Below are 22460 nucleotides of genomic sequence, written 5' to 3'. Positions count from 1 at the left end.
GATCACCCATCCAATCTGATCGGGTGGCCTACTTTTCAACCGTCGCGACTGGCCTGGTTTTCAACCGTCGTCAACACTCGCGCCCGCAAGTTGCTGCTGCACCGAGCGAGGAACAAATATCCCCCGATAGTCGCGCCGAGCAGTCTCATAACCCGCTCGCCAGGACTGGTGCGCGTTGAGCCCCGACGGGGCCGGTGTGCCGGCTGAGCACGCGGGTACCGCAGGAGCCAGACCCAACACCCAGCAGATTGTGAGACTGGGCAGCAGACCAGATGCTGAGCGCTGTGTCGATTTTCGAGCCAACTGATGGCCCCCCTTACGTTGTCCCTAGACGGGATTGTAAAGCCGCTTACGCATGGGTCCAATACGCATGCGTACAGCACGCTCTGGCCCATTCCGCACGGGCCATATGTGGTTGGTCATCATGTCCGACGACCATCCCAAGCCGCCGCTCAACGACACGACCCGCGTGTTCGGCGAGCGGGTCCGTGACCGTCGCCAGGAGCTTGGCCTCAGCCAGGAGGTGGCTGCCGTTCGTTGTGGCATCCATTGGACACAGCTGGGCAAGGTGGAGCGCGGCCAGAGGAGCCTCCGGTTGGAAACCATCATCAAGATCGCCGACGGTCTCGAAGTTGATGCCGGATGCCTCGTCAGCGGATTACCAGTGCCACCCGGAGAGTCTGCCTGAGCATTCGAACCACTCTCGGCCACACCCATGGCGACGGCAGGTTTCAACCTCGACCTCGGTTGCGCTTCGTCGCATGATGACGCTTGATAAAGGCCCAGCGGGCCCCTCAAGTGTAAAAATGCCGCCCTCCCGGTACCCGACCAGTAATCAGACCGCGCCACCGAACGCCGGCGGGTCCGCAATAAACGCTGGTCGCGCCCATTTCTGGGCAGCATGCTCGCGCCGCGCATTCCAGGCAAAGTCCGCAGCAATGAAAACCTGCTGCGCGATTTCTATACCACTTGGTTTCGCCCGGTTTGTGATTCTTCTATAGGGCTGCCCAACGGTGGCTACGCTCGTCCGCGCCCTGCTACCGGGTGCACGAGAAGAGCAGCATGCTGTCACCTACGGCCAACCCTACGATCCGGTGGACCCGTAAACATTCCCTGCACGGAGCTTCAGTCGTAGACAAATCAGCCCAGTACACACGCTGGCGCATAGAAATCCGCGCTCCCGACCGTGTCTTCCACCAACGTCTGTCCGATGCAGGTGGCCCAAAGAACCGGCTCCTGTTGCCGCCAATGCCAGCATCTCTACGATCCCGATGCAGGTATCGGATCAACGGATCAATCAGTCGTCACCCTCATTGTCGCACGTGCACCGGCTCGTCGCCGGGATCGAGGCTGGTCTTTGATTCGCAAGTAGCGTTGCTGCCTGCGTTCCCCTCGCGGCGGCTGGCGGTTCGTAACCGAGCTTCTCGGCGGAGCTTCTCACCTCACAACAAAGAAAGTGGGCTTTCCGCTGAAGCCGGTGGTGACAGTCCACAATCCGTCAGCCCCAGCAGGGGCAGCAACGCAGGTGTTGCCTCGAGCCGTTCCGCCCCGGTACAGGTCGCCAACATTAGAGAGGGGATCGGGAATGACACCGCAGGGATCGCTATACGTCCGATTGTCAGAACCCACGAATTGGACCCTGATGCCGAACATCAGATTGCCGGTGGCGTTGCCTACATAGGTGGCCGTCACCGGCACAATCCAGTACTCCATACCCGGCTTCGGCGAATTGTTGAACTGGTTGGTTCCGGCGACCTCTGCTGTAGCTTCACGAGGAGCGCCAAGGGTGACTTGCCAGTCTTGATTACTCACCGCTTCGCCAATGGCAAGCGGGTTGTCCCTACTGCCCCGAGCAGCAGGTTGATCGCCCCGGCCGCTGCGACCGCTCGGTGTCGGGGCAGACGGTGACAGGTCCGACTTCTTGAATGCGTTGCCGAACGCATCGCCGATTACAACAACGAAAACGCTAACGCCGACGACGGTTCCAACAACAGAAACAATAACCGCAGCAATAGCTGGTCCTTTGGCCTTCCCGGACTGGAACAGCCCCACGATGCCGAGGATGAAGGCGATTGGCAGCAACACCCATCCGACAATGAGCGCTCCTGGAATGCACGCGAAAATTAATCCCACGATGCCGACGATCAAGGCGATCAATCCAAGCGGGTTCTTTTGCTTCGCCTGGTATTGCGGTCCGGCATAAGGCGGGTATGGCGGGCCGGGCACAGGTGCGCCCGGTTGCCAGCTCGGAGGCGGGGGATTCGTTACCATGCGGCGGATCTTAGCCATCGGGGCCGACACTTCATTCCGGGCAACTCCGAATCGGCAAGAGCTGGGAGCATGAGGGCTTGCCTTCGCTGGCTTTTCGTCACCACCTGTGGTCGGCTCGCCACTGTTGACGTGGTCAACAAGCTGCGGCGTTTTCCCACGTCATCAGACGTGTTTTCGCGTCGTCTCAATGCAGGTAACTGCAGGTCGCCAGCGGTTATGGTATGCGGGGAGTGAGGTTCGATTCCCGGCAGCTCCACCAAGAAGATGCGGGTCAGAGTCAGAGACTCTGGTCCGTTTCTTTCTCACCGGCTGTGGCTGACTATCTCCCAGCAAAGTCCATCGTGATAGGGGCTCTGGATAAAGTAGTGCTCGTGAATTGTCGCGTTGCTATCGGGTTGCTCGCCGCTTTGGCGGTGGTGCTCGCCGTCCCTGCCCAGGGCCATGCCGATCCGCCGACGAAATGTCTGAGCAACACCCCCACAGGCAAGCAGGTCTACGTCCCCTGCGATCTACTCAACGCCGGCGTGAATTTCCCGCCGGGGCAGCGTTGTCCTCTACCGCTCGAGCAGTACCCGAAAGATGTGCGGGACTGGTGTGGCGAAGGCCCGGGCCTTGCGAGTCCCACGCCCACCAGTCCTACGAGCCCGACGAGTCCTACAAGCCCGGCAAGTCCTACCAGCCCGAAGGCTCCACCGACCACGACCGGTCCTACAAGCCCGACGAGTCCTACCAGCCCGAAGGCTCCACCGACCACGACCAGTCCGACGAGTCCGTCAAGTCCGACCAGTCCGACGAACCCGACCAGTCCTACGAGTCCTGCGAGCCTGGGCGGTAGATCGTGAGCATTCACGCCGTCAAGACCCGAAAACACAACCGCAGGTAACGAGACGTACTGAACGGGACCAAACTGGATCGAAGGGGCAGTTCAGAGGCCAAAACTCCTGGCTTAGATGCGGGTTCGATTCCCGGCAGCTCCACTTTTTGGAATGTCATCTCGCCGCGAGCGCCCGCGAAATGCCGCGAGCAGGATAGTAGAAAACTTGAGCGGACGTCTGGATTGCTTCCCCCAAACGAGGTATCCACCTGATATGGATGGCAGCGCAGCTTTAGGCGCGCACACGGTTCTTGAAGAGGTCGATGGCACTGCGTACCGGTCGTTGCGCCAGCGACCGGCCGCACGGGCAGAGCGCTATGCCCTCGGCAAGAGCCTGCGAAAGCGGGTGCCGCGCAGGTCATTAGCTGAGTGGATCGCACCTTCTAATCGTCCTGACCCGGTGGAACTCATCAACGCAAGCCACCAGGGCCGGGTCGACCGGCTGATCCCGATCCGGGTCGGGCGCATGGTGGACTCGCCATACGGATTCCTGCGTGGCAGCGCTGTAGTGATGGCCGAGGACGTGGCGCATCTGCCCGCGACCGGAATCACGCCCGTGGTTTGCGGTGACTCACACTTCGGCAATTTCGGGTTCTATGCTTCTCCCGAGCGGGATCTCGTGATCGACCTCAACGACTTCGACGAGGCCCACCCGGGCGCCTGGGAGTGGGACTTGCGGCGATTGTCCGCCAGCATCTGGGTTGCCGGACGTCAGAACGGGACGTCGGAAGACCACTGTTGCAACGCAGTACGCTCCTGTGTTGCCTCCTACCGGCAAGAGTTGCGGCGGCTCGCCGACCTGCCGCTGTTCACAAGGTCTTTCGTTCGGCTCGACGTCGACAGGCTGGCAGCCGAGACAACCGGCCCGCTTAGCGAACAGGTCGCGCGGTCGGCGAAGCGGGCGCGTAACCGCACCGGCGACCGAGCGTTGCCGCGCTTCACCCATGAGGTGAATGGTGAACGGAAGATTGTCGAGGAACCGCCCCTTATCACGCGACTGTCTGCTCGGGAATCGGAGCTGCTGGCCGGGGCGCTCGACGAGTATCTGAATACTTTGCCCCTCTACTGGCGTCGCGTACTCGGCGGCTACACGTTGATTGACGTCGCACACAAGGTCGTCGGGGTGGGTAGTGTCGGCCTCCGCGCCTACGTCGCGCTGTTAGAGGGTTCGTCGGAAGAGGACGTTGTTTTCCTACAGCTCAAGCAGGCACGCCGATCGGTATTGGCCCGCTACGTGCACGGTGAATCGGCGTGGCACGCGCACCAGGGGCAGCGTGTCGTGGAATACCAGCAGCAGCTGCAGACAGTCAGCGACCCACTGTTGGGCTGGACCACCATGGACGGACGGCAATTTTACGTGCGGCAGTTCCGAAACATGAAGGGCAGCATACGTTTAGACGCTATAGATGCGGCGGCGTTGTCTGACTACGCCGGAGTGGTGGGTCAGCTTCTTGCCAAGGGCCATGCGAGGACCAGTGGTGCCTCGATGATCGCCGGGTACCTGGGAAGCTCCGATCGCGTCGACAGGGCGTTGTGTAAATTCGCACGGCGCTACGCCGATCAGACCGAAGCCGACCACGCCGCCCTCACAGCCGCTGTGGACCGCGGACTGCTTCCCGTCGAACGCGGGGTGTAGGCCGCACACCGTTCGATCCGGCTGTGTTGCGACCACCCGTCGGCACGACCACCGGCGACCATCTGCCAATGTGGTGAGCATGACTGCACAGAAGCCCGAGATCGATTTCCCCGGCGGAGAGCCGCCCACCGACCTGGTCATCACCGACGTCATCGAGGGCGACGGCGCTGAGGCTACCGCCGGTAACACGGTGGTCGTGCACTATGTCGGCGTCGCTCACTCCACCGGTGAGGAGTTCGACGCTTCCTACAACCGCGGTGAGCCGTTGACGTTCCGACTGGGCGTCGGCCAGGTCATCCAGGGCTGGGACCAGGGCGTGCAGGGTATGAAGGTCGGCGGTCGCCGGCAGTTGCTCATTCCCGCCCACCTCGCCTACGGCGATCGTGGCGCCGGCGGTGTCATCAAGCCGGGCGAGTCGCTGATCTTCGTGGTTGACCTGCTTGAGGTCAGGTAGCCACGGCCCGCACCGGACGTCTTTCATCCCTAGAATCGGCCTCAGCGGCGTGTTCTGCGCACTCCGCGCCGGCGGCATGACGGGCTCATCCATCTTGTCGGCCACGTCATCGGGGTGAAACGCCGGCTCGCTCCGCACATCCACGACGAACCTCTCGATTGCCTCGTGCGTCATGCCTCGATCTAGCACGAGCCGCGTGCAACGGTTCGCATCCTGTCACTTCGTGGCATCGAGGATGAACTCCTTTCGCAGTCTGAGCAGGACTCTGTCAGCGGTGAGCAGTTGCAAGCCGGCCCGGTCGGCCTGGGCAACGAGGAGCCGGTCGAACGGGTCGTGCCGCGTCAATTCGGGATAGTCGCGGATTGCTTCGGCATGCTCGGCAGTGATGTTCAGCAGTAGGAGACCTTGCCCGCTGAGGACTGCGGACAGCGCGCTCGGCACGGAGAGTTTGCCGAGCATCGTCTTGATGGTCAATTCCCAAACAGTCGCGGCAGAGATGTGCACGCCTGCCGCCGTTCTGATGGTCGTCCGAGCCTCGGGGCCGAGCCGTGGGTTGTCATCGAGCAGCCACAAAAGGGTCTGGCTGTCAAGAAGCAGCATCGGCATCGCCGGGGTGTTGCGTGCCGTAAAACATCTCTTGAATCTCCGGATCGACGTCGAAGGAGGAGTCGTCGTAGGTGAGCTGGCCCCGTAGTCCGCCGAACGCGACATCGACCGCTTTATGGGGCACCAGATCCGCTATCGGCTTGCCGGCCTTCGAAATGATCACACGCTCGCCGCCCGCGACCTGCTCGAGGAGTCGAGAGAGGTGCGTCTTCGCCTCATGGATGTTCACGTTTACCGTCACTGCTCAAGGATACGCTTAGACTTAGTTTAGTCTAGTCCAGTTGCCCGTAGGGCGGGCCCAGGAATCGCTGCAGCATCTGACGCTCGGCGCCGGATTCTTGCAGGGGCCACGTCCACAGTGCCAAGAAGACGCGAATCAGCCACTGTTCTGCCAACGGATCGGGTGCGCTGTGCCCGAGCATTTCAGCGGCGAAATGGGCGAGCATGGGGGAGCGGAGTAACCCGTCGCTTTCGGCCGCGGTGTGCATCGCCTGCATGATCTGTGCGAGCGGGTCAGATCGGATGCTTTCGAGGGCGATCGCGGTAGCGGTGACCACCCGGTCTGAGCCACTGAGCCCGCTGATCGCGTCGCGAACTCGTTCCACAATGCGGTTCGCATGCATGGCGACGACGGCATCGCGGATCGCTGTCTTGCCGCCGGCGTGGCGGTAGATCGTGGCTGGGGAACAATGCACTTTGGCGGCCAGTGCGTCGATCGAGAATGCGCCGTATCCGTGGCGTGAGATAAGGTCGGCAGCCGCGTTGAGGATGCGTGCGGTCGCCTCGGTGGCTCGATCTCGCCCCACCAGCCAGTCGTCGTGTGGCATCAGTACCTGCCGGTTGCGTTGGAAATAGACGAACCACTCTTCTTACGGTGAGAAGAATTGCGCTCATTCTGTCATGGCAAATGCCCTGCTAGGAGCCGACCTGTGAGAACGGCTTACGTTGAGGTCGCAGAAGCAGACTTCTCAACTTCGTCTCGCATCGTTGACGGAACGGCGCGATGCGCATGAACTTAACCCCATGCCGGTCATGGCCGACTCGAGCCGCTCGCCGCTTCCGAATCAGCCTACGGATCTGCGCTGGGACCCCTTCGATCGGACCCTGCACGCTGACCCGTACGCAGTGTGGCAGCGGATGCGCGACGAAGCGCCTGTCTACTACAACGCGGAACACGACTTCTACGCCCTCAGCCGGTTCGACGATGTCATGACGGCATCGCTGGACACCGAATCATTCTCGTCTGCGCACGGCATCCTCCTCGATGTGATCAGCGAAGAACCCTTGGCCGCGCCCCAGCCGATGATCATGATGGATCCTCCCGACCACACCTGCCTGCGGAAGATGGTCAACCGCACGTTCTTTCGCAGCCGGATCGCCGGCCTGGAGGACCACATCCGCGAACTGTGCAAGGGCTATCTGGATCGACACGTCGGCACCGACGGGTTCGACTACGTTCAGGACTTCTCCGCCAAGCTGCCGGTCATGGTGATCAGCTCGCTTTTCGGCTTCCCCGAGAAGGACCACGACAACCTGCGCGAGTGGACGGACGCGCAACTGCACCGCGACGAAGGGCGCACGGAACTCAGTGCCGAGGGGATGCAGGCCGCGGCGAATCTGTTCGCCTACTACCAGCAGCAGATCGAACTGCGCCGCCAGCACAGCACGACCGACATCGTCAGTGATCTGATGAATGCCGATCTCGTTGTGCCCGAAGCAGGACCACGCCGGCTCGACGACGGCGAACTGCTGATGTTCGTTGCGATGATCAACGTCGCGGGCAACGAGACGGTAGCCAGACTTCTCGGGTGGGCGGCACTGACCCTCGCGCGCAATCCGGGCCAGCGCGCGAAGCTGGTCGCCGACCCCGGCCTGATCGGCGGGGCGGTGGAGGAATTGCTGCGATACGATGCGCCGTCTCCGGTCCAGGGGCGTTTCACCCTGCGTGACACCATCTTTCATGGTGTGGTGGTCCCGGCCGGGGCGAAGGTGGCCCTGCTGACCGGCGCGGCGGGCCGCGACGAGCGCCAATACGAGAACGCCGATGTCTTCGATGTCGAGCGAACCGGCATCCGTCACGTCAGTTTTGGGCACGGCGCGCACTTCTGCCTGGGTGCCGCCCTGGCCCGGCTGGAGGCCAGGGTGGCGCTGGAGGAGACGTTGAAGCGATTTCCTTCTTGGGATGTCGACGAAGACACCGTCGAGCATGTACATACGAACTCCGTACGCGGTCCGGCGGCGGTACCCATCCGACTGTGACCATCGGCCTGAGCGCCCTCGAAGTTTGGGCGCCCGGCCCACAAGCTTGAGGAGGTATTGCAGTGGAGACGCGGAAGATGAACCACGTCGTGTACGAGAAGGACGGGCCGATCGCGCGCATCATCTTGGACAACCCGGATCGCGCCAACGCCCAGACATCCGAGATGGTGCACAGCGTCAACGATGCGCTCGACGACGCGCAGTACGACTACGACGTCAAAGTCGTGATCATCAAGGCCAACGGGAAAGGGTTTTGCTCGGGCCACATCCCCGAGGGGTCTTACCCAGAGTTCAAGGCCGAGATCGAGGCGTCGGGCAAAGTGTGGCGTTCGGCCGCGCAGCTGTTCTTGTGGCCGGTGCTCAAGCTCTGGGAATTCCCGAAGCCGGTCATCGCCCAGGTGCATGGTTACGCGATCGGCGGCGGCACCACGTGGGCGCTGATTCCGGAGATCACGGTCTGCAGCGATGACGCGTGGTTTCAGATGCCACTGGTTCCCGGATTCGGCCTGCCCGGCTCGGAGACGATGTTCGAGCCGTGGGTGTTCATGAACTACAAGCGGGCGGCCGAATACCTGTATACCGCACAGAAGATCACCGCCCAGCAGGCTCTCGAGTTCGGCCTGGTGAACCGGGTCGTGCCGCGCGAACGGCTCGAAGCGGAGGTGGAGGAGCTTGCAGCCAAGATCGCGAAGGCACCGCTGATCACGTTGCAGGCGACGAAGGCTGGGATCCTGCGGGCGTGGGAGAACATGGGCTTCCGGACGCACCAGCAGGCCAGCAACGATTTGCAGGCGGTCGTGACCGGGTCCCAGGAATTCCGTGACTACCTGGCTGAGCTGATGAAGAAGGCCGCCAAGCCGTCGGATCGGGTCTGACGCGACGCTGTGACCTGATCAAATCAGCCCGGGTATCAACGCTTTTCGCTCGGGCGGGTAATCGGGAAACTTTTCCTGGTACCACTTGTGCGTGGCGAACGCCCGCGGGACCAAATTGCCTGCCGTGATCAGGAAAATGATCACCCCGGCGAGCGACCAGGTCAGCAGGGCGAACCCCGCCCACGCGATCAGCTCGCCCAGGTATGCCGGGCTGGTGACGAACCGGAACCCGCCGCCGTACGGGATCTTGTACTCGGTTGCGCCCGGGTTCGCCTTGTCCCGCAGGTTGCGCACGATCGATTCTGACCGGACCAGCAGGACGAATCCGCCGAGGTAAACGACCAGCCCGACCAGAAACCGTGGATCGGTCAACCAATCGGTGCCGTACTGATGCTTGTAGTCCTGGCTGAAGAACGCGCCATTGAGGTAGCCGTGCATCGTGGTGATCACCATGCCAAAGGCGAGCACGACGATGTTGAAGCTGCCGCGTTTGCCGGGCACCTGTCTGATCGACAACGGGAAGAACCATCCCCGGTTGCCGTAATGCATCAGCCAGATGGCCGCGAGCACGAGCGGCGTAGCGTCGAATCGTTGCGGCCCAGCGAGATAGAAGATTGCGAACACCACGGTTGCGGGTATTTCCATCAGCCACCAGCCGAGCTTCGGATTGAGATTGACTCCGCGCGCCGTGGCGCCGAATCGGCCGTAAGGGCTCTGCCGGAACAGACCGCCGATGATCACCAATGCCGCGATGACCAAACCCATCGTCACAACGGTGTCGTAAGTGGTGTTGCCGGTGTACCAGTTCATCAGTCTCCCTTCGAGAGCTGGCAGCGAAGTTACCCGATCCCAAGACGCGTTCGCTTCCTACCAGAAAACGGCCTTCGAGGAACAGGATCAAACACGACCGCGGTGGTTTAGGGTGACGACACCTCCGTCAACGAGAACGGCCGGACCGCTGCCCGACGGAGGTTATCGTCGCAGTGCCGGTAATCCAGTGAGGAGGTCGCGGCCTATCTCAACGGTGCTGAGTGTTCGAAATACGGGAAAACCGCTCTGCTTGCGTAAGATTCAGCGAGGTCTCGATGAGCAGTGATTATGCCTGGCTTGTTCCGGTCATCACGGCAACGGCAAGCCTTCTCGGCGCCATCGTGGGAGGGCTCGCCACCTACTGGACCTCGAAGGTAGCTCACGAGCGAGCGACAGCGGCCGAAAGAGCCGCGCAGCGGAACACATTGCTGCGCGAAGCCGCAATGCGTTTCGTCGCCGGGATGACCGGGATGGGGGAGATGGCGGAACAGTCGTCCGTCCTCAAGCGGATGACACAGCAACTCGGACCGGTGGCAGACGAGCTCACTGCTGCCAGCACGGAAGAGGAACTGTTCCGGGTCGCGAAGAAGATCGACCCCACAATCGAAGCCGGTGGCAGTCGAACCAAGATCTTGACTCAGCTGGTACGCGCGACCGGTGTCTACGACGAGGTGGTCCGACACAGATTCACCCTGCTGACGGAACTTCGCCTCATCGCGCCGAAGGATGTCGCCGACTCCGCACAACGAGTCCTATACCGCGCCTTCGCCCAGGAGATGATGGGTTTGGTCGCGCCGCACCTGCAGCGTCGGGCCACCGATGCGTTCAACGACGAAATGAGTGACTTCGTCAATTACGTGCGGCATCACATGAACGTCGAAGACATCGAGTTCGAGTTCATCAACGAGGAAGTGATGCAGCAAGTGCTCGAGATGGGGAACTAAGTCCCCACAGGCACTTCCCGACGGCCCCGGTCGGCGAAGATAGCAAGCGGGCGATTCAGCCACGATGATCGCCGCGGAGCAAGCTGGCGCAATCGACGCCGAGGAGTTGGCGCAAGAGGCGTTAATCTCCTTGAAGGCACAGGGATTCGCAACACATCAGCGTGTGTACCGGGTCGCAAAGACCTTCTCTTCGGTCGCTGCGGCATCTTCCGGCGTCGCGACGCCCATGGTTTTTCTCACGAATTCCAGCAGGGCGGGCCGGCTTTCGGGGTCCTGAACGGGCGCCTCGGCCAAGGTGTCGAGCAGCAGCGTGTATTGGGCGGACCGCGCTCGTTGCCGCGCGAGGTTCGCGATGACCAATATCTCCTCCGCGAGTTGTTGCTCCCCCATGCTTGTCGCCCCCGCGGAAAGATCAACCCGATGGATTCTGCCGCCCATGTCTGCCGACACCGCCACGGTCCCTTGCGGATTGGCCACCTTTGCCAGGCCGGACTCAGGCGATGCCGTCGTCCCGGCCAAGGGAGGAAAGGCGTGCGGCTCGAGGTCGGCAACCTCGGACTCGACCGGCCTCTGTCCGGCCAGGTCGCCGCGCGTCGACACGCGGTTTACAGGGCGGCCGTACAGATCCAGGGTGGACGAGTAATCGGCGCAGTCATCGGCTGGCCAGTTCACCGTGGCATCGGTCTGCTGGTCAGTGGGCACTTGGCGCCTTGGCCGCCCGTACATATCCAGGGTGACGGGCTCATCGAGGTAATCGTCTGTGCCGGACCAGTCGATCATCGTGTCCTCATCGTTCGGTAGTGATTGCCAGTGGGGGAGTGCTCAACTGGAGAACTTGATCTTCTCCATCAGCTCCGCCAGGACATCGTCGGCTTCGCTGTAGGCCTTGGCTGCGAGCCGCAGATTCGAGGCAACCTCGCCGCCAAGCGCGTAGAGGCTCGTGCCCACCGAGTTGCGGATCGTGGCTAGCGCCGTCAGCGTGGTGGTGAACTTGGACGTATACGAACCGTGGGTGGTCTCAACGTCTTCGGCGATGCCCGCAACCGTTTCGGTCGCGGACTGGACATATGCCGCGGCTTGTTCTTGGGCGTTTGCGAGCACGCCGAGAAAGTCGGGGTTGACGGCCAAGGAATCTGACATGGCGGATTCTCCTTAAGCGAGATGTTCTGTTTCCGACGGCCACGCCGTTTGGCGGCCGATCGCATCAAAGGGTGCGCTGTTGAGTCGATCCGGAAGCGGCCGCATTGACGGGTGCGCGTTCCGCGCCGGCCGCACCCGCGGCTGCACCTTTTTGACCTCCCGCATCCTTCGAAGAACGGCGCACCAGACTTGGAGGCAAACCGGCTTGCGGGGTCTGCGACTCTTCGTCGGCCAGCTTGTCCAATGCGCCCAGCTGACCCTTTGTCTGCTCGGATGTGGGGAACCCGGTGTAGCCGGCAAACCGAGTCAGCAATCCGGGCGAAACGGCCGAGCTCGACGTTGCCGTCAGGCCCGACAACGCGGTCGAATCCGACAAGGCGCTCGAGCCCGGCAACGACGTCAAGTCGGACAATGCGGTCGCATCGGACAATGAGTTCAAGCCCGACATCGACATCAGGGAAGACAAGTCCGACAGCGAAGAAAAATCGGACAGGGACAAGTCGGACGGGGACAAGTCGGACATGGACAAGTCGGACAGGGACAAGTCGGACAGGGACAGGTCGGACAATTCCGACCTCAGTGCCGAGATGACTCCGCTGACTTCGGATTTGACGGCGGAGACAAGTTCACTGACCTCCGATTCCACATCGGAGACAAGGTCGGAAATTCCGGACTCCAGGGCGGAGAGCAAGCCTTCCGACAGCGCGGCCAGGTCTTCGGTGAAATCGCTCGGCAACTGCGCCATTAGCTCGACTATTTCTTCGATACTTTCAACCAGCTTTTCGGCATTTTTAAATGTGGTGAGCAGCAATTCCAACAATGCGATACCGGAAGCTGTCACCGCGACGGCAGAAACCGTGGCCTGGAACACATACGAATCGGCAATTGTGACAATAGCGTCGTAGAGCGCTTTGGCATAAGGCTTGCAGTCCTCGAGAAAGTTTATCCATTTTTTGAGGGTATTGCGCGCCTTTTCAACCGCGTCGGCCTGGTCCGACACCAGTGTGCCGGTTGTGTAGTCGACGTCGGCCATAATCTGCTCGGCGTCTTGGAGAGTCTTGCTCTTCTCCGAATATGCGTCGGCCGCAGTGCCAAGCCAGTTGTCACTCAGGACGGTCGATGTCTGCGTTTCGATGGCTTCCAGGAACGTCGACGAACTGGTGTCGAATACCTCTCCGGTGACCGGCGTTCCAACCCCGAGCGTCGCATACAGAGTCTCGAGGAAGCTGATCGTGGAATTAAGGATTACCAGCGCACCCATGTGATTTCCTCGCTTCGAACAACGGGGTAAACATTGAAGCCGGGAGTTGGCCTTACTTCAAGCTGCGCGGACTGCGTACGCGGAGGGAGCTTTTTGGACCTTCCGCACGGGCTGCCGTTGGCCCGGAACTGTGCTGGTTGCATGGGGCGACACTCCGTAACGCTGTAGACGCATCCGTTCGCAATCGCACGCCGCCGGGGCGCCGCGCGAAGTTCGGCAGCGGGAATACCTAAGGCGCCGAACCATTTTGGCGCTACGCGGGTTGTGGCCGCGGTAATCCCGATCCGACACCGAGGCTACAGTCCGTTAAAGCAATAGTCAACCATGGTTGACATAGTCGGTTACAGGCGGTCGACGACATATCGGACGGCAGCGATCGCGCCAGGCGTCGCTGTCGATTCTCGTCACGAACTGGGTGGTTGAGGCCGCGGCGGTCCCCGGTGCCGGCGCACAACTTCAGGACGCGCGAGTGCGGCTGGTGCGTTGTGGCGGGGACCCGGCTGACGGGCCCGGAAGACTTCTGCGGATTGCAGACAAGCCTCCGCACCGAAACCTATGCTGCGCGGATGAACGAGTTTCGCGCATCGTCGCCGCCGGATCTGCCGGGTGTCCCCTCGGTCGAAGGACCACTGCCCGGCCCCGATCAACTGGTCGGCCGCCCCCGCGCGCTGCCGGTGGACTTACTCGGGGAATTGCACGGTCCGCTGTTCTACGCGGACTTCAACGGCGGCATCAGGAAGCTGTACGCCTGCTCGCTGGAGCTGGTCACTGAGCTCTGCGACGAGAGCCGCTTCGCCAAGAACCTCACCGCAAACCTCGCCCGAGTCAGACCGTTGGCCGGTGACGGCCTGTTCACGGCCTACCACGGCGAGCCGAACTGGCAGCGAGCCCATGATGTCCTGCTGCCGGGTTTCAGTTACGCGGGCCTGCGCGCCTATCACGACGCGATGCTCGACATCAACTGCAAGTTGATCGACCGGTGGGACGCCAGTGTCGGGGTAGGCCCGGTGGATGTGTCGAACGACTTGCAGAAGCTGGCCATGGACACCGTGGCGCTCGCCGGATTCGGTTCGCGGTTCAATTCTTTCGAATGTCCCGGGCTGGCTCCGATCCCGCAGAGCTTCACAACGGCCATAGCGGAGTTGGGCTCTGGAGCGACTACGCCGGTCTTCAACGAAGAATTGGCCACGTTGCACAAGTTCATGGACGGACTGATAGCCGAGCACCAATCCGGTGCCAGCAATGACCTGCTGGCGCTGATGCTGCAACAGGATTCGAGCGGCAAACCGGTGCTCGACACCGAGAACATCCGCAATCAGATCATGACGTTCCTGATCGCCGGCCAGCTCACCACGTCGGAGTTGATGCCCAACACGCTGTACAACATCGTCAACGATCCGACGGTGCTGCACCGGGTACAGGCCGAAGTGGACACCGTGTTCGGAACCGACGACGACTACCTGCCCCGCTACGACGACATCGGCAAGCTGACCTATCTGCGGCAGGCCATCGAGGAAACCCTGCGGCTGTCCCCGCCGGTGCTGAATTTCGACCGAATGGCTCTGGAAGACACGGTGATCGGCGGCAAGTATCCCATCAAACGGGGAGAGGCGGTCACGGTACTCACCGGCGCTTTGCACCGACAGCCGCAGTGGGGCGACAACGTCGAACTCTTCGATCCCGACCGCTTCACGCCCGACCGCTCGGCAGCGAGGCCGGCCGCCTTGTTCAAACCGTTCGGAACCGGGGCGCGATCCTGCATCGGCCGGCAGTTCGCCCTGCACGAGGCGGCCATGGCACTGGCCAGGCTGATCCATCGCTACCGCCTCATCGACGCCTACCACTATGTGCCGCAGTGGGAAACGCCGACCAGCCGCCGGCCGATCGGGTTCCGGCTCGATGTCGCGCGGCGCACCCCGCAGGACCGCCAGGCCGATGTACCGAGCCTCGAAGCGGCTGCCGCGCAGAGTGCGGCGGCGCAACCGACGGCACTCAAGGCCGGTACCAGGCTGGCCATCTTGCACGGCTCCAACTTGGGCACGTGCCGCGCCCTGGCCCGTCAGTTCGCGGATGAGGCAACGGCTTTGGGCTGTGCAGCGACGGTGGCGCCGCTCGACGACGCCGTTGGCGGCTTCCCCGAAGCCGAGGCCATCGTGATCATCGCGTCCTCGTACAACGGACAGCCGACCGACGATGCGCGCGCCTTCCTCACCTGGCTGCTGGACGCGGACACCACGTTGAATCCGTCACCCAACATCGCGGTTCTCGGTGTGGGCGACCACAACTGGGCCGACACCTATCAGGCGATCCCGCGGCGCATCGACGAGCGCCTCGGCGAGTTGCAAGCCAACAGATTGGTTCCACTGGCGGCGGCCGACACCTCGGGGGATATGGTCGGCACGATCGAGGAGTTCGCTGCCGGGTTGTTGTCGTCGTTGGCCGAACGCTTCGGTGACCCCGACGCCGCGCCGCTCACGGATGCAACGGAACCGCTCTACGAGTTGCGCCAGATCGTCGGCCCCGTGACGGCGGCGATGGACGCCCGGTCGTCGGTGATCCCGATGACCGTGGTCGAACGAAACGAACTGGTCAGCCCCGGGCTGGGACACGCCAAAACCAATATCCGCGTGGAACTTCCGGACGGCGTGGAGTACCAAACGGGCGACCACCTCACCGTGATGGCCGACAACCCGCCCCAGGTTGTCGACGCGGTTCTGGCCCAACTCGGCCTCGACCCCGGACTGCGGCTGGCGATCAACCCCCGGCGCAGCTCACGACGGCTCATTGCGCTGGACCGAGAGGTTAGTGTCCGAGAACTGCTCACGCACTTTGTCGAATTGCAGAAACCGGTCACCAGCAGTCTATTGCGCAAGCTTGCGGCAGCCAACAGCGACCCCGCCGAGCGTCAGCGGCTCACCGAGCTTGCCGATAACCCAGACGGCTGCCCGCTCAGCGTGATGGAATGCCTCGACGAATACCCTGCCTGCGTTCTCACCGGCGCCGAACTTCTCGAACTGCTCGACCCCATGGTGCCCAGGCACTATTCGATCGCGTCGTCATCACTGTTGTCACCACGCACGGTAGGACTGATCGTCAGCGTCTTGGAGGCGCCGGCCCGTTCGGGGCGCGGCACGTTCAAAGGTGTCGCGTCCAACTACCTCGCGACCGTCCAACCCGGACAATTGATCCGGGCGCGCGTGGACCCGGCCCGCCAGGCGTTCCGGGCCGGCGCCGATCCGGCCAGGAACGTGATCCTGGTCAGCGCCGGTACCGGTGTCGCCCCGTTCTGCGGTTTCCTCGGTGACCGGCTGGCCGCAAAGAACGCCGGAGCGCCGGTGCAGCCGGCGTTGTGCTTCTTCGGCGTGCGTGACCCGGAGGTCGATTACATCTTCCGAGACCAGTTCGAGCAGGCCGAGGGAATCGGCATCGTCGCGATGCGCCCAGCGTTTTCACGGGCACCGCAGGACGGGGTTCGCTACGTGCAGGACCGGATCGCCGCGGACGCCGACGACGTCTGGAACCTGTTGGGTGACCCGGGCAAGGACGCCCACGTCTATGTGTGCGGCGACGGCGCGCGGATGGCGCCGGCGGTGCGCGGGTCGTTCCTCGACATCTATCGCGCACGGACAGGCGCCGATGAAGGTCAGGCCCGCGACTGGCTGAATGGTCTCATCGAATCCGACCACTATGTCGAGGACGTGTGGGCGGGGTGAAAGTGGTTGCGGGCATCGTCATGACGGCAATTCCTCGATGAGTTCGTCGAGGAAGCCGCCGGCCTCCCGTCCGGCCTCTTCGACGTCCCGAGCGGCGATCGCGTCGATCAAGCCGCCATGTCGGATCTCGCGGGGTTCGTGCGCCACGCTGGTGGCTGCCACGCTGGCCGCGACGACTTCGGTGAGCCCCCGGTAGAGCTCTGTCAGGACGGTGTTCCCGGACGCCTGCACCACCGCGAAGTGCAACGCGGCGTCCGCTGCCGCGAAGGCGGCGTGATCTTCTCCGCAGGCCAATTCATCTCGGCGCCCGAGCAACTGCCGTAGCGCGGCGACGTCGGCGTCGGTGCGTGCAACGGCAGCCAGTCGCGCTCCCTCGACCTCCAGGCAGCGGCGCACCTGCAGTACCTCGCGGAGCTCGGACCCGCACAGGCGGCGCAACGCCCCGGAGACTTCGCTGGTGGCGCGCACATAGGTGCCGTCCCCCTGTCGAACTTCGAGAATCCCGGCGTGCGCCAGGGCGCGCACCGCCTCCCGCACCGTGTTGCGGCCCACACCCAGCGCCTCGGCAAGGCTCGGTTCGTTGGGTATCCGCGTACCGACGGGCCATTCTCCGGAAGCTACGGACTGCCGCAGCTGATCGATGATCTGCTCGACCAGGCCTGCGCGGCGGGTTGTTGCCAAGGGCACAGCGTCCTCAATTCAAGTCCTCAATTCATCCAATCATGGGATGTATGACAGACTAGCTGAGTGAGTGCAGAAATGGCAGGCATATGCGCCGAAGTGGACGAGCGTGCAGCCACTGCCGAAGAAACCCATCCGGCCGTCCGGCTAGCGGGCGGTGGGCTACTGATCGCCGCGGTGGTCCTCACGGCGCTGAACCTGCGACCCGCGCTCACCAGCGTGGGGCCACTGCTGCGCCCGATGCGCGAATCGCTCGGCGCCTCGGCCACCTGGGCCGGTGTGCTCACCACGCTTCCCGGATTGTGTTTTGCCGCAGCGGGATTCGCTGCGCCGTGGTTGGCCCGCCGGATCGGCCTGCAGCACGCGATCAGCGCCGCGTTGGTGACATTGGTCGTCGGCCTGGTGTTGCGTGTGCTTGACGGTCCGTTCGTCGTAATCGGTGGGACGGTGGTGGCCACCGGCGGCATCGCCTTGATCAATGTGTTGATACCGGTGGTGATCAAGGGGTCGTTTCCCGCTCAGATCGGGGCGATGACGGGCATCTACACCGCTGCCCTGCAAGGTGGCGGCGCGATCGGATCAGCGCTGACACCGCCGATGGAGTCCGCGTTCGGAAGTTGGCGCGGCGCGCTCGGGGGCTGGGCCGTGCTTGCGCTGCTGGCTCTCGTCGCCTGGCTTGTCGGTGCGCGGGGGGTGAGCGCCGTCGAGCTGCCCGCCCGCCCTACCGGCCGATCGCTGCTACGAAATCGCTTGGCATGGACGGTAACTCTGTTCTTCGGCTTCCAGTCCACACTCGCGTACATCATGTTGGGCTGGCTGCCCGAGGTGTTCATCGACAGCGGTGTGCCGAAGGCGACCGCCGGGATGCTCGTCGGCCTGACCTCGCTGATCGCGGTGCCGATCAGCATTTTCCTTGCGCCGATCGCCGCTCGATCGGGCAGTCAGAGCGGCTGGATCGTTGCGCTGGGGGTGGTTGGACTTGCCGGCGTCCTCGGCCTGCTTGTTGATCCGGCGGCGGCGCCGCTGTTGTGGAGCGTGCTCGTCGGCTTGGGTATGAGCGTATTCTCGCTGGCGCTCACCGTGATTGCGCTCCGCGCGCGCACCACCGAGGGCACCGCCCAGCTGTCGGGGATGGCACAGGGCTTCGGCTACCTGCTTGCCGGCATCGGCCCCTTCCTGTTCGGTCTTCTTCATGACGTCACCGGTGGTTGGACCGTGCCGTGGATCTTCGTCCTGGTGATCTACGGTCTGCAGATGACGATGGGCGCCCTCGCGGGCCGCAACCGCTACGTCTAGTACTGCTGATCTACGGTTGATAGATGAGCGGCGAGTTTATCGAGATCCGGATAAATTACCCGCGGGAGTTCATCCAGCCGACGCCCGAGGCCATCCGCCCGCGGCTGCTGGACTGGCAGGTTGACGGCAAGGGCAGGCACGTCGCCGAGCGCTATCGGATAACCCGCTACGAGCAGGACGGCCAACCGAGATGGTGGTTGGACGGCACCGGCCAGCATCCCTGGACCAGCGATGACGTCGAGTACCTGAAGGATGTGGCCGAGCACCACGCCGGTCGGCTGTTGCATAGACAGCGATGGCAGCCTAAGAGCATGTATAGCGGCCAGGAACCGCCGCTGTGGATGAGTGGTCGAGGGTGGTCCTGATGAGAACCGAACGCCCTAACTGGGGCTGGGGGACGAAGGAGCCGGTGCCGATGTTCACCGAGGCCGAGATCCGATCGGCCTGCAAGTGCTTCGGGCTGCACGACACCGACACGGACAGCGTTATCGAGCAGCTCAACCAGAACCGTCAAAGCGAGCGAGCTGCCGGCCGAGATCTAGGCGAGGGTGACCCATCCGAACGAGACGCCGGGCTATAGCGGTCCTTGGGACCGGGGCTGTGCCGGATCGCATGGCCGGCCGACGCCCGCGTTCCATCGCGTCGAACCTCGTGCACCGCCGGATAAATATGAATTGACGCGCGCGCGTATCGCCCGGCCCCGCGGTGGGTAAGTGCGTATTACACAGCCGTTCACTAGACGAAGGCGAGTACGCGATGAGCAGAGCCACTGTCCGCCCACAAGGGTATGCGGGAGACGTCAGATCCAAAGTCGCGCGGGTCGGCCTGTTAGGCCAGGGAGCCCTGTATGTGCTCTTGGGTTTCCTATCGATCAAGGTCGCGATGGGTGAGAATTCCTCGGCCAGTGCCAGTAAGTCCGGGGCGATCCAGACGGTCGCGCAGGCGCCGTTCGGCAAGTTCCTGCTGATCGCCTTGACTGTGGCATTGATCGCTCTGGTGGTGTGGAAATTCAGCCAGGCCGTCTCGGGTGATCCGATCGAAGGGTCGGACGGCAGCCATCGGGCCAAGTACGCGGGCAAGGGCGTTCTCTACAGCGGGGCGGCGCTGGCGTCGCTGTCGATCCTCATCGCGAACTGGGGCGGCGATGCCGGCGCGGTCCCCGGTGGCGGTGGCGGCGAAGGCCAGCAGCATGCTGCCGGGATGGTCATGGGCATGCCCGGCGGACGCTGGATCGTGCTGCTCGTCGGCCTAGTCGCCATAGGCTTCGGAGGCTACGAAATCTACAAGCACGCCATCAACCGTGGCTTCATGAAGCGCACCGGAGCGCTGAGCCCGGACAAGCGAAAGGTCATCGAAGCGCTGGGCCGGGCGGGGTACCTGGGCACCGGACTGGTGGCCATCGGTGTCGGCGTCTTTTTCGTCATCGCCGGCCTGACCTTCGACCCGAAAAACGCCAAGGGATTGTCCGGGCTGTTGGCCGAACTCGCCGGCCAGAGCTGGGGACAGGTGGTCCTCTGGCTGATCGCTGTCGGCCTGTTCGCCCACGGGTTGTTCTCGTTCGCCGAGGCGCGCTACCGCCCCGCCACCTAGCGCGGTCGTCCGCACGAGAACGACTCAGTCCGCCCGCGATAGATTGCTACTCGTGAGCGAAGACAGAGTCCGGGTGCGGATTGCCGACAACGGCGTGGCAACGGCGACGATGGTGCGCGCCGACAAGCACAACGCGCTCGACCAAGCCATGTTCGAAGGCCTGGTGGATGCCGCAGCGCAGCTGGCGGCTGATACGTCGGTCCGTGCGGTCGTCCTGCACGGAGAGGGCAAGAGCTTCTGCTCTGGCTTGGACGTGGCAAGTTTCATGGGCGGCGAACGGGGCACGGGCGTCCTGTTGACGCGGGACGAGGGCCGGCCGGCGAACCTCGCTCAGCGCGTGAGCTACGACTGGTCCTTGGTGCCGGCGCCAGTCATCGCCGCGATCCACGGCAACTGCTTCGGTGGTGGTCTGCAGATTGCGCTCGGCGCAGACATCCGGATCGCCACCCCGGACGCCAAGCTAAGCATCATGGAGATCAAGTGGGGACTCGTTCCTGACATGGGCATCACGCAGACACTGCCGAGACTTCTACCGATCGACGTCGCGAAAGAGCTGACCTTCACTGGCCGCATCGTTTCCGGCAGCGAAGGTTCCGAGCTCGGCTTGATCACCCGGACGGACGCGGATCCGCTGTCTGCGGCGCTGGCGCTCGCGGACGAGATCGCATCGAAGTCACCGGATGCCGTCCGTGCCGCGAAGCGCCTGTACGACGAAACCTGGATGAGCAACGACCCCGTGGCCGCTCTTGCGCTCGAATCAGTTCTGCAAACCGGGCTGATCGGTTCGCCGAACCAGATCGCTGCCGTAGTCGCTGGAATGTCGGGGGAGCGGCCCGTTTTCGCCGACCCCGCTTAGCCCGGCGGCATTCGGATCCCGGAGCGGTGTGCGTTAGGGGTCGGGTGATGGGGGCAGCTCGGTTTGCAGGGTGAGTTCGTGGGTGCCGATGCGGATGGTGTCATTCGCGTTGAGGGTCGTGCTGGTGCCGACCCGACGCCCGTGGACGTAGATGCCGTTGGCCGAGTGCAGATCGGTGATCACGAGCTTTGCCCCGGTGTTGATGATGACCGCGTGGTTGCGGCTGACTTTGACGTCGTCAAGCACGATGTCGTTCGCGGCGTCGCGGCCGATGCGGGTGACCACGGCTAGCAGTGGATACAAATGGCCGTCGGGGTCGCGCAGCGCGATTGTGGTCGGTCCGTTGGGGCTATGGGCGCCGCCGACGGTAGAGACCATGGTGTCTTTGGCCGCCGAGCGGGCGGCTCTGTCCACGTCGAGGGGTTGCTGGTGCAATATTTGTTCGTGCAGCGCGCGCAGCGTGGGTCCGGGGTCGATGCCCAGATCATCGGCCAGGGTGGTTTTCAGCCGGCGGTAAGCGTCCAGGGCGTCTGATTGGCGCTCGGCAACGTAGTAGGCGGTGATCAGCTGCGCCCACAGCGGTTCCCGGTAGCGATGCTCGGTGATGAGCTCTTCGAGTTCGTTGATTATGGAATATGTTCTCCCGCAGACGATTTCGGCCTGAGCGCGGGCAGTGTGAACCACGAGCTTGTCTTCGACCAACGAGCTCGCGTAACCGCGGACGAAGCCGAAGTCTCGCAGATCGTCCAGGACCGGGCCGCGCCACTGAGCCAGCGCCGCGCTCAAGTGTTCGCTGGCGTCCTGAAAGTGGCCGGCCGCAGCGGCGTCGAGCCCCGCGTTCTTCTCCGCGGTGAAACGCCCCACGTCGCAGTTCTCATCGCTGACGGTGAGCCGATACCCGTGGGCCACGTTGGCCAGCATGGCTTGGGGATCGACCCCGGCATCGGCCAGCAGACGGCGCACGTTGGAAATGTAGGAGTGCATCGTGGCTCGCGCCCCCGCCGGTGGCGAGTGCTCCCAGGCGGCCTCGATCAGCGTGTCCATGCCCACCGTGCCGTTGCGTCTGAGCACCAGCACCGCCAGCACCGCGCGTTGCTTGGGTGTCCCCAGCGCGATCGAGGTGCCTCCCACGCGCATCTCCAGCGTGCCCAGCACACCGAACTCCGGGCTCTCTGCGGCCATTGCCGTTGCCAA

23 protein-coding genes are annotated in these 22460 nt (G+C 63.3%); 13 read left to right on the top strand and 10 right to left on the bottom strand.

Annotated features, from left to right (window positions below; genetic code table 11):
- Positions 1-424 precede the first annotated feature (424 nt).
- Positions 425-688, top strand: a complete 264-nt coding sequence (locus AWC08_RS28575) for a helix-turn-helix domain-containing protein (protein WP_232008099.1) — start codon at positions 425-427, stop codon at positions 686-688.
- Between the two features lie 749 nt (positions 689-1437).
- Here the strand turns inward: AWC08_RS28575 and AWC08_RS28570 are convergent.
- Positions 1438-2289, bottom strand: coding sequence for a hypothetical protein (locus tag AWC08_RS28570; RefSeq protein ID WP_142283865.1), 852 nt, complete (start codon positions 2287-2289; stop codon positions 1438-1440).
- Between the two features lie 574 nt (positions 2290-2863).
- On the opposite strand from AWC08_RS28570, the gene AWC08_RS35910 reads away from it, so the two are divergent.
- The 3 genes from AWC08_RS35910 (at position 2864) to AWC08_RS28555 (ending at position 5235) form a co-directional block, all read left to right on the top strand.
- A complete protein-coding gene (locus AWC08_RS35910) occupies positions 2864-3106 on the top strand; it encodes a hypothetical protein (RefSeq protein WP_069435098.1) in 243 nt (80 codons plus the stop codon).
- A 253-nt stretch (positions 3107-3359) separates the two neighbouring features.
- Entirely contained in the window at positions 3360-4781 is a 1422-nt protein-coding gene (locus AWC08_RS28560; protein WP_069435099.1) for a DUF2252 domain-containing protein, read from the top strand.
- A gap of 79 nt (positions 4782-4860) precedes the next feature.
- Complete coding sequence (locus AWC08_RS28555) at positions 4861-5235, top strand: FKBP-type peptidyl-prolyl cis-trans isomerase (protein ID WP_069435107.1); 375 nt, start codon at positions 4861-4863, stop codon at positions 5233-5235.
- Between the two features lie 216 nt (positions 5236-5451).
- On the opposite strand, the gene AWC08_RS28550 is transcribed toward AWC08_RS28555, so the two are convergent.
- Genes AWC08_RS28550 through AWC08_RS28540 form a run of 3 tightly spaced genes read right to left on the bottom strand, consistent with a single transcriptional unit; the run spans position 5452 to position 6668 of the window.
- Positions 5452-5841, bottom strand: a complete 390-nt coding sequence (locus AWC08_RS28550; protein ID WP_069435100.1) for a type II toxin-antitoxin system VapC family toxin — start codon at positions 5839-5841, stop codon at positions 5452-5454.
- The gene (locus AWC08_RS28545; protein WP_069435101.1) at positions 5822-6082 is read right to left on the bottom strand and encodes a type II toxin-antitoxin system Phd/YefM family antitoxin; all 261 of its coding nucleotides are present in this window, start codon (positions 6080-6082) and stop codon (positions 5822-5824) included. The genes AWC08_RS28550 and AWC08_RS28545 overlap by 20 nt, the downstream gene beginning before the upstream one ends.
- Positions 6083-6113: 31 nt before the next feature.
- On the bottom strand, positions 6114-6668 hold the full coding sequence (locus AWC08_RS28540) for a TetR/AcrR family transcriptional regulator (RefSeq protein ID WP_069435102.1): 555 nt from the start codon (positions 6666-6668) through the stop codon (positions 6114-6116).
- A gap of 205 nt (positions 6669-6873) precedes the next feature.
- On the opposite strand from AWC08_RS28540, the gene AWC08_RS28535 reads away from it, so the two are divergent.
- Complete coding sequence (locus tag AWC08_RS28535) at positions 6874-8100, top strand: cytochrome P450 (RefSeq protein ID WP_069435108.1); 1227 nt, start codon at positions 6874-6876, stop codon at positions 8098-8100.
- A gap of 62 nt (positions 8101-8162) precedes the next feature.
- A complete protein-coding gene (locus AWC08_RS28530; protein ID WP_172835274.1) occupies positions 8163-8975 on the top strand; it encodes an enoyl-CoA hydratase/isomerase family protein in 813 nt (270 codons plus the stop codon).
- 18 nt (positions 8976-8993) lie between these two features.
- Here the strand turns inward: AWC08_RS28530 and AWC08_RS28525 are convergent, their stop codons facing one another.
- Positions 8994-9785, bottom strand: coding sequence for a phosphatidylethanolamine N-methyltransferase family domain-containing protein (locus AWC08_RS28525; RefSeq protein ID WP_069435103.1), 792 nt, complete (start codon positions 9783-9785; stop codon positions 8994-8996).
- 221 nt (positions 9786-10006) lie between these two features.
- Here AWC08_RS28525 and AWC08_RS28520 point away from each other — a divergent pair, with 221 nt between their 5' ends.
- Positions 10007-10729 (top strand): hypothetical protein, encoded by a 723-nt coding sequence (locus tag AWC08_RS28520; protein ID WP_142283864.1) that lies wholly within the window; start codon positions 10007-10009, stop codon positions 10727-10729.
- A 156-nt stretch (positions 10730-10885) separates the two neighbouring features.
- On the opposite strand, the gene AWC08_RS28515 is transcribed toward AWC08_RS28520, so the two are convergent.
- The 3 genes from AWC08_RS28515 to AWC08_RS28505 all read right to left on the bottom strand — a co-directional run bounded on the left by AWC08_RS28515 (position 10886) and on the right by AWC08_RS28505 (position 13130).
- Entirely contained in the window at positions 10886-11509 is a 624-nt protein-coding gene (locus tag AWC08_RS28515; RefSeq protein WP_069435105.1) for a hypothetical protein, read from the bottom strand.
- A 42-nt stretch (positions 11510-11551) separates the two neighbouring features.
- Positions 11552-11869 (bottom strand): ESX-1 secretion-associated protein, encoded by a 318-nt coding sequence (locus tag AWC08_RS28510; protein WP_069435106.1) that lies wholly within the window; start codon positions 11867-11869, stop codon positions 11552-11554.
- A gap of 64 nt (positions 11870-11933) precedes the next feature.
- Positions 11934-13130 carry an EspA/EspE family type VII secretion system effector gene (locus AWC08_RS28505; RefSeq protein ID WP_085088598.1) on the bottom strand — a complete coding sequence of 399 codons (1197 nt, stop codon included), beginning with the start codon at positions 13128-13130 and terminating at the stop codon, positions 11934-11936.
- A gap of 566 nt (positions 13131-13696) precedes the next feature.
- Here AWC08_RS28505 and AWC08_RS28500 point away from each other — a divergent pair.
- A complete protein-coding gene (locus AWC08_RS28500) occupies positions 13697-16843 on the top strand; it encodes a bifunctional cytochrome P450/NADPH--P450 reductase (protein ID WP_069433297.1) in 3147 nt (1048 codons plus the stop codon).
- 18 nt (positions 16844-16861) lie between these two features.
- Here AWC08_RS28500 and AWC08_RS28495 read toward each other — a convergent pair whose 3' ends face one another.
- Entirely contained in the window at positions 16862-17530 is a 669-nt protein-coding gene (locus tag AWC08_RS28495; protein ID WP_069433298.1) for a FadR/GntR family transcriptional regulator, read from the bottom strand.
- A gap of 72 nt (positions 17531-17602) precedes the next feature.
- Here AWC08_RS28495 and AWC08_RS28490 point away from each other — a divergent pair, with 72 nt between their 5' ends.
- The 5 genes from AWC08_RS28490 to AWC08_RS28470 all read left to right on the top strand — a co-directional run bounded on the left by AWC08_RS28490 (position 17603) and on the right by AWC08_RS28470 (position 21266).
- Positions 17603-18820, top strand: coding sequence for a CynX/NimT family MFS transporter (locus AWC08_RS28490; RefSeq protein ID WP_069433299.1), 1218 nt, complete (start codon positions 17603-17605; stop codon positions 18818-18820).
- Between the two features lie 23 nt (positions 18821-18843).
- Positions 18844-19185, top strand: a complete 342-nt coding sequence (locus tag AWC08_RS28485) for a hypothetical protein (RefSeq protein ID WP_069433300.1) — start codon at positions 18844-18846, stop codon at positions 19183-19185.
- Positions 19185-19400, top strand: coding sequence for a hypothetical protein (locus AWC08_RS28480; RefSeq protein WP_142283863.1), 216 nt, complete (start codon positions 19185-19187; stop codon positions 19398-19400). Before AWC08_RS28485 ends, AWC08_RS28480 begins: the two co-directional genes overlap by 1 nt.
- A 176-nt stretch (positions 19401-19576) precedes the next feature.
- Positions 19577-20410 carry a DUF1206 domain-containing protein gene (locus tag AWC08_RS28475; protein WP_083271082.1) on the top strand — a complete coding sequence of 278 codons (834 nt, stop codon included), beginning with the start codon at positions 19577-19579 and terminating at the stop codon, positions 20408-20410.
- Positions 20411-20462: 52 nt separating this feature from the next.
- Positions 20463-21266: a crotonase/enoyl-CoA hydratase family protein gene (locus AWC08_RS28470; protein ID WP_069433302.1), complete on the top strand. Its 804-nt coding sequence runs from the start codon at positions 20463-20465 to the stop codon at positions 21264-21266.
- 33 nt (positions 21267-21299) lie between these two features.
- Here the strand turns inward: AWC08_RS28470 and AWC08_RS28465 are convergent, their stop codons facing one another.
- Positions 21300-22448: a BTAD domain-containing putative transcriptional regulator gene (locus AWC08_RS28465; RefSeq protein ID WP_069433303.1), complete on the bottom strand. Its 1149-nt coding sequence runs from the start codon at positions 22446-22448 to the stop codon at positions 21300-21302.
- Positions 22449-22460 lie beyond the last annotated feature (12 nt).

The organism is Mycobacterium gordonae (genome assembly GCF_002101675.1).
GTDB classification, from domain to species: Bacteria; Actinomycetota; Actinomycetes; order Mycobacteriales; family Mycobacteriaceae; genus Mycobacterium; species Mycobacterium gordonae.
The sequence above is the reverse complement of the archived record's forward strand: the minus strand, read 5'-3'. Positions and strand labels throughout refer to the sequence as shown.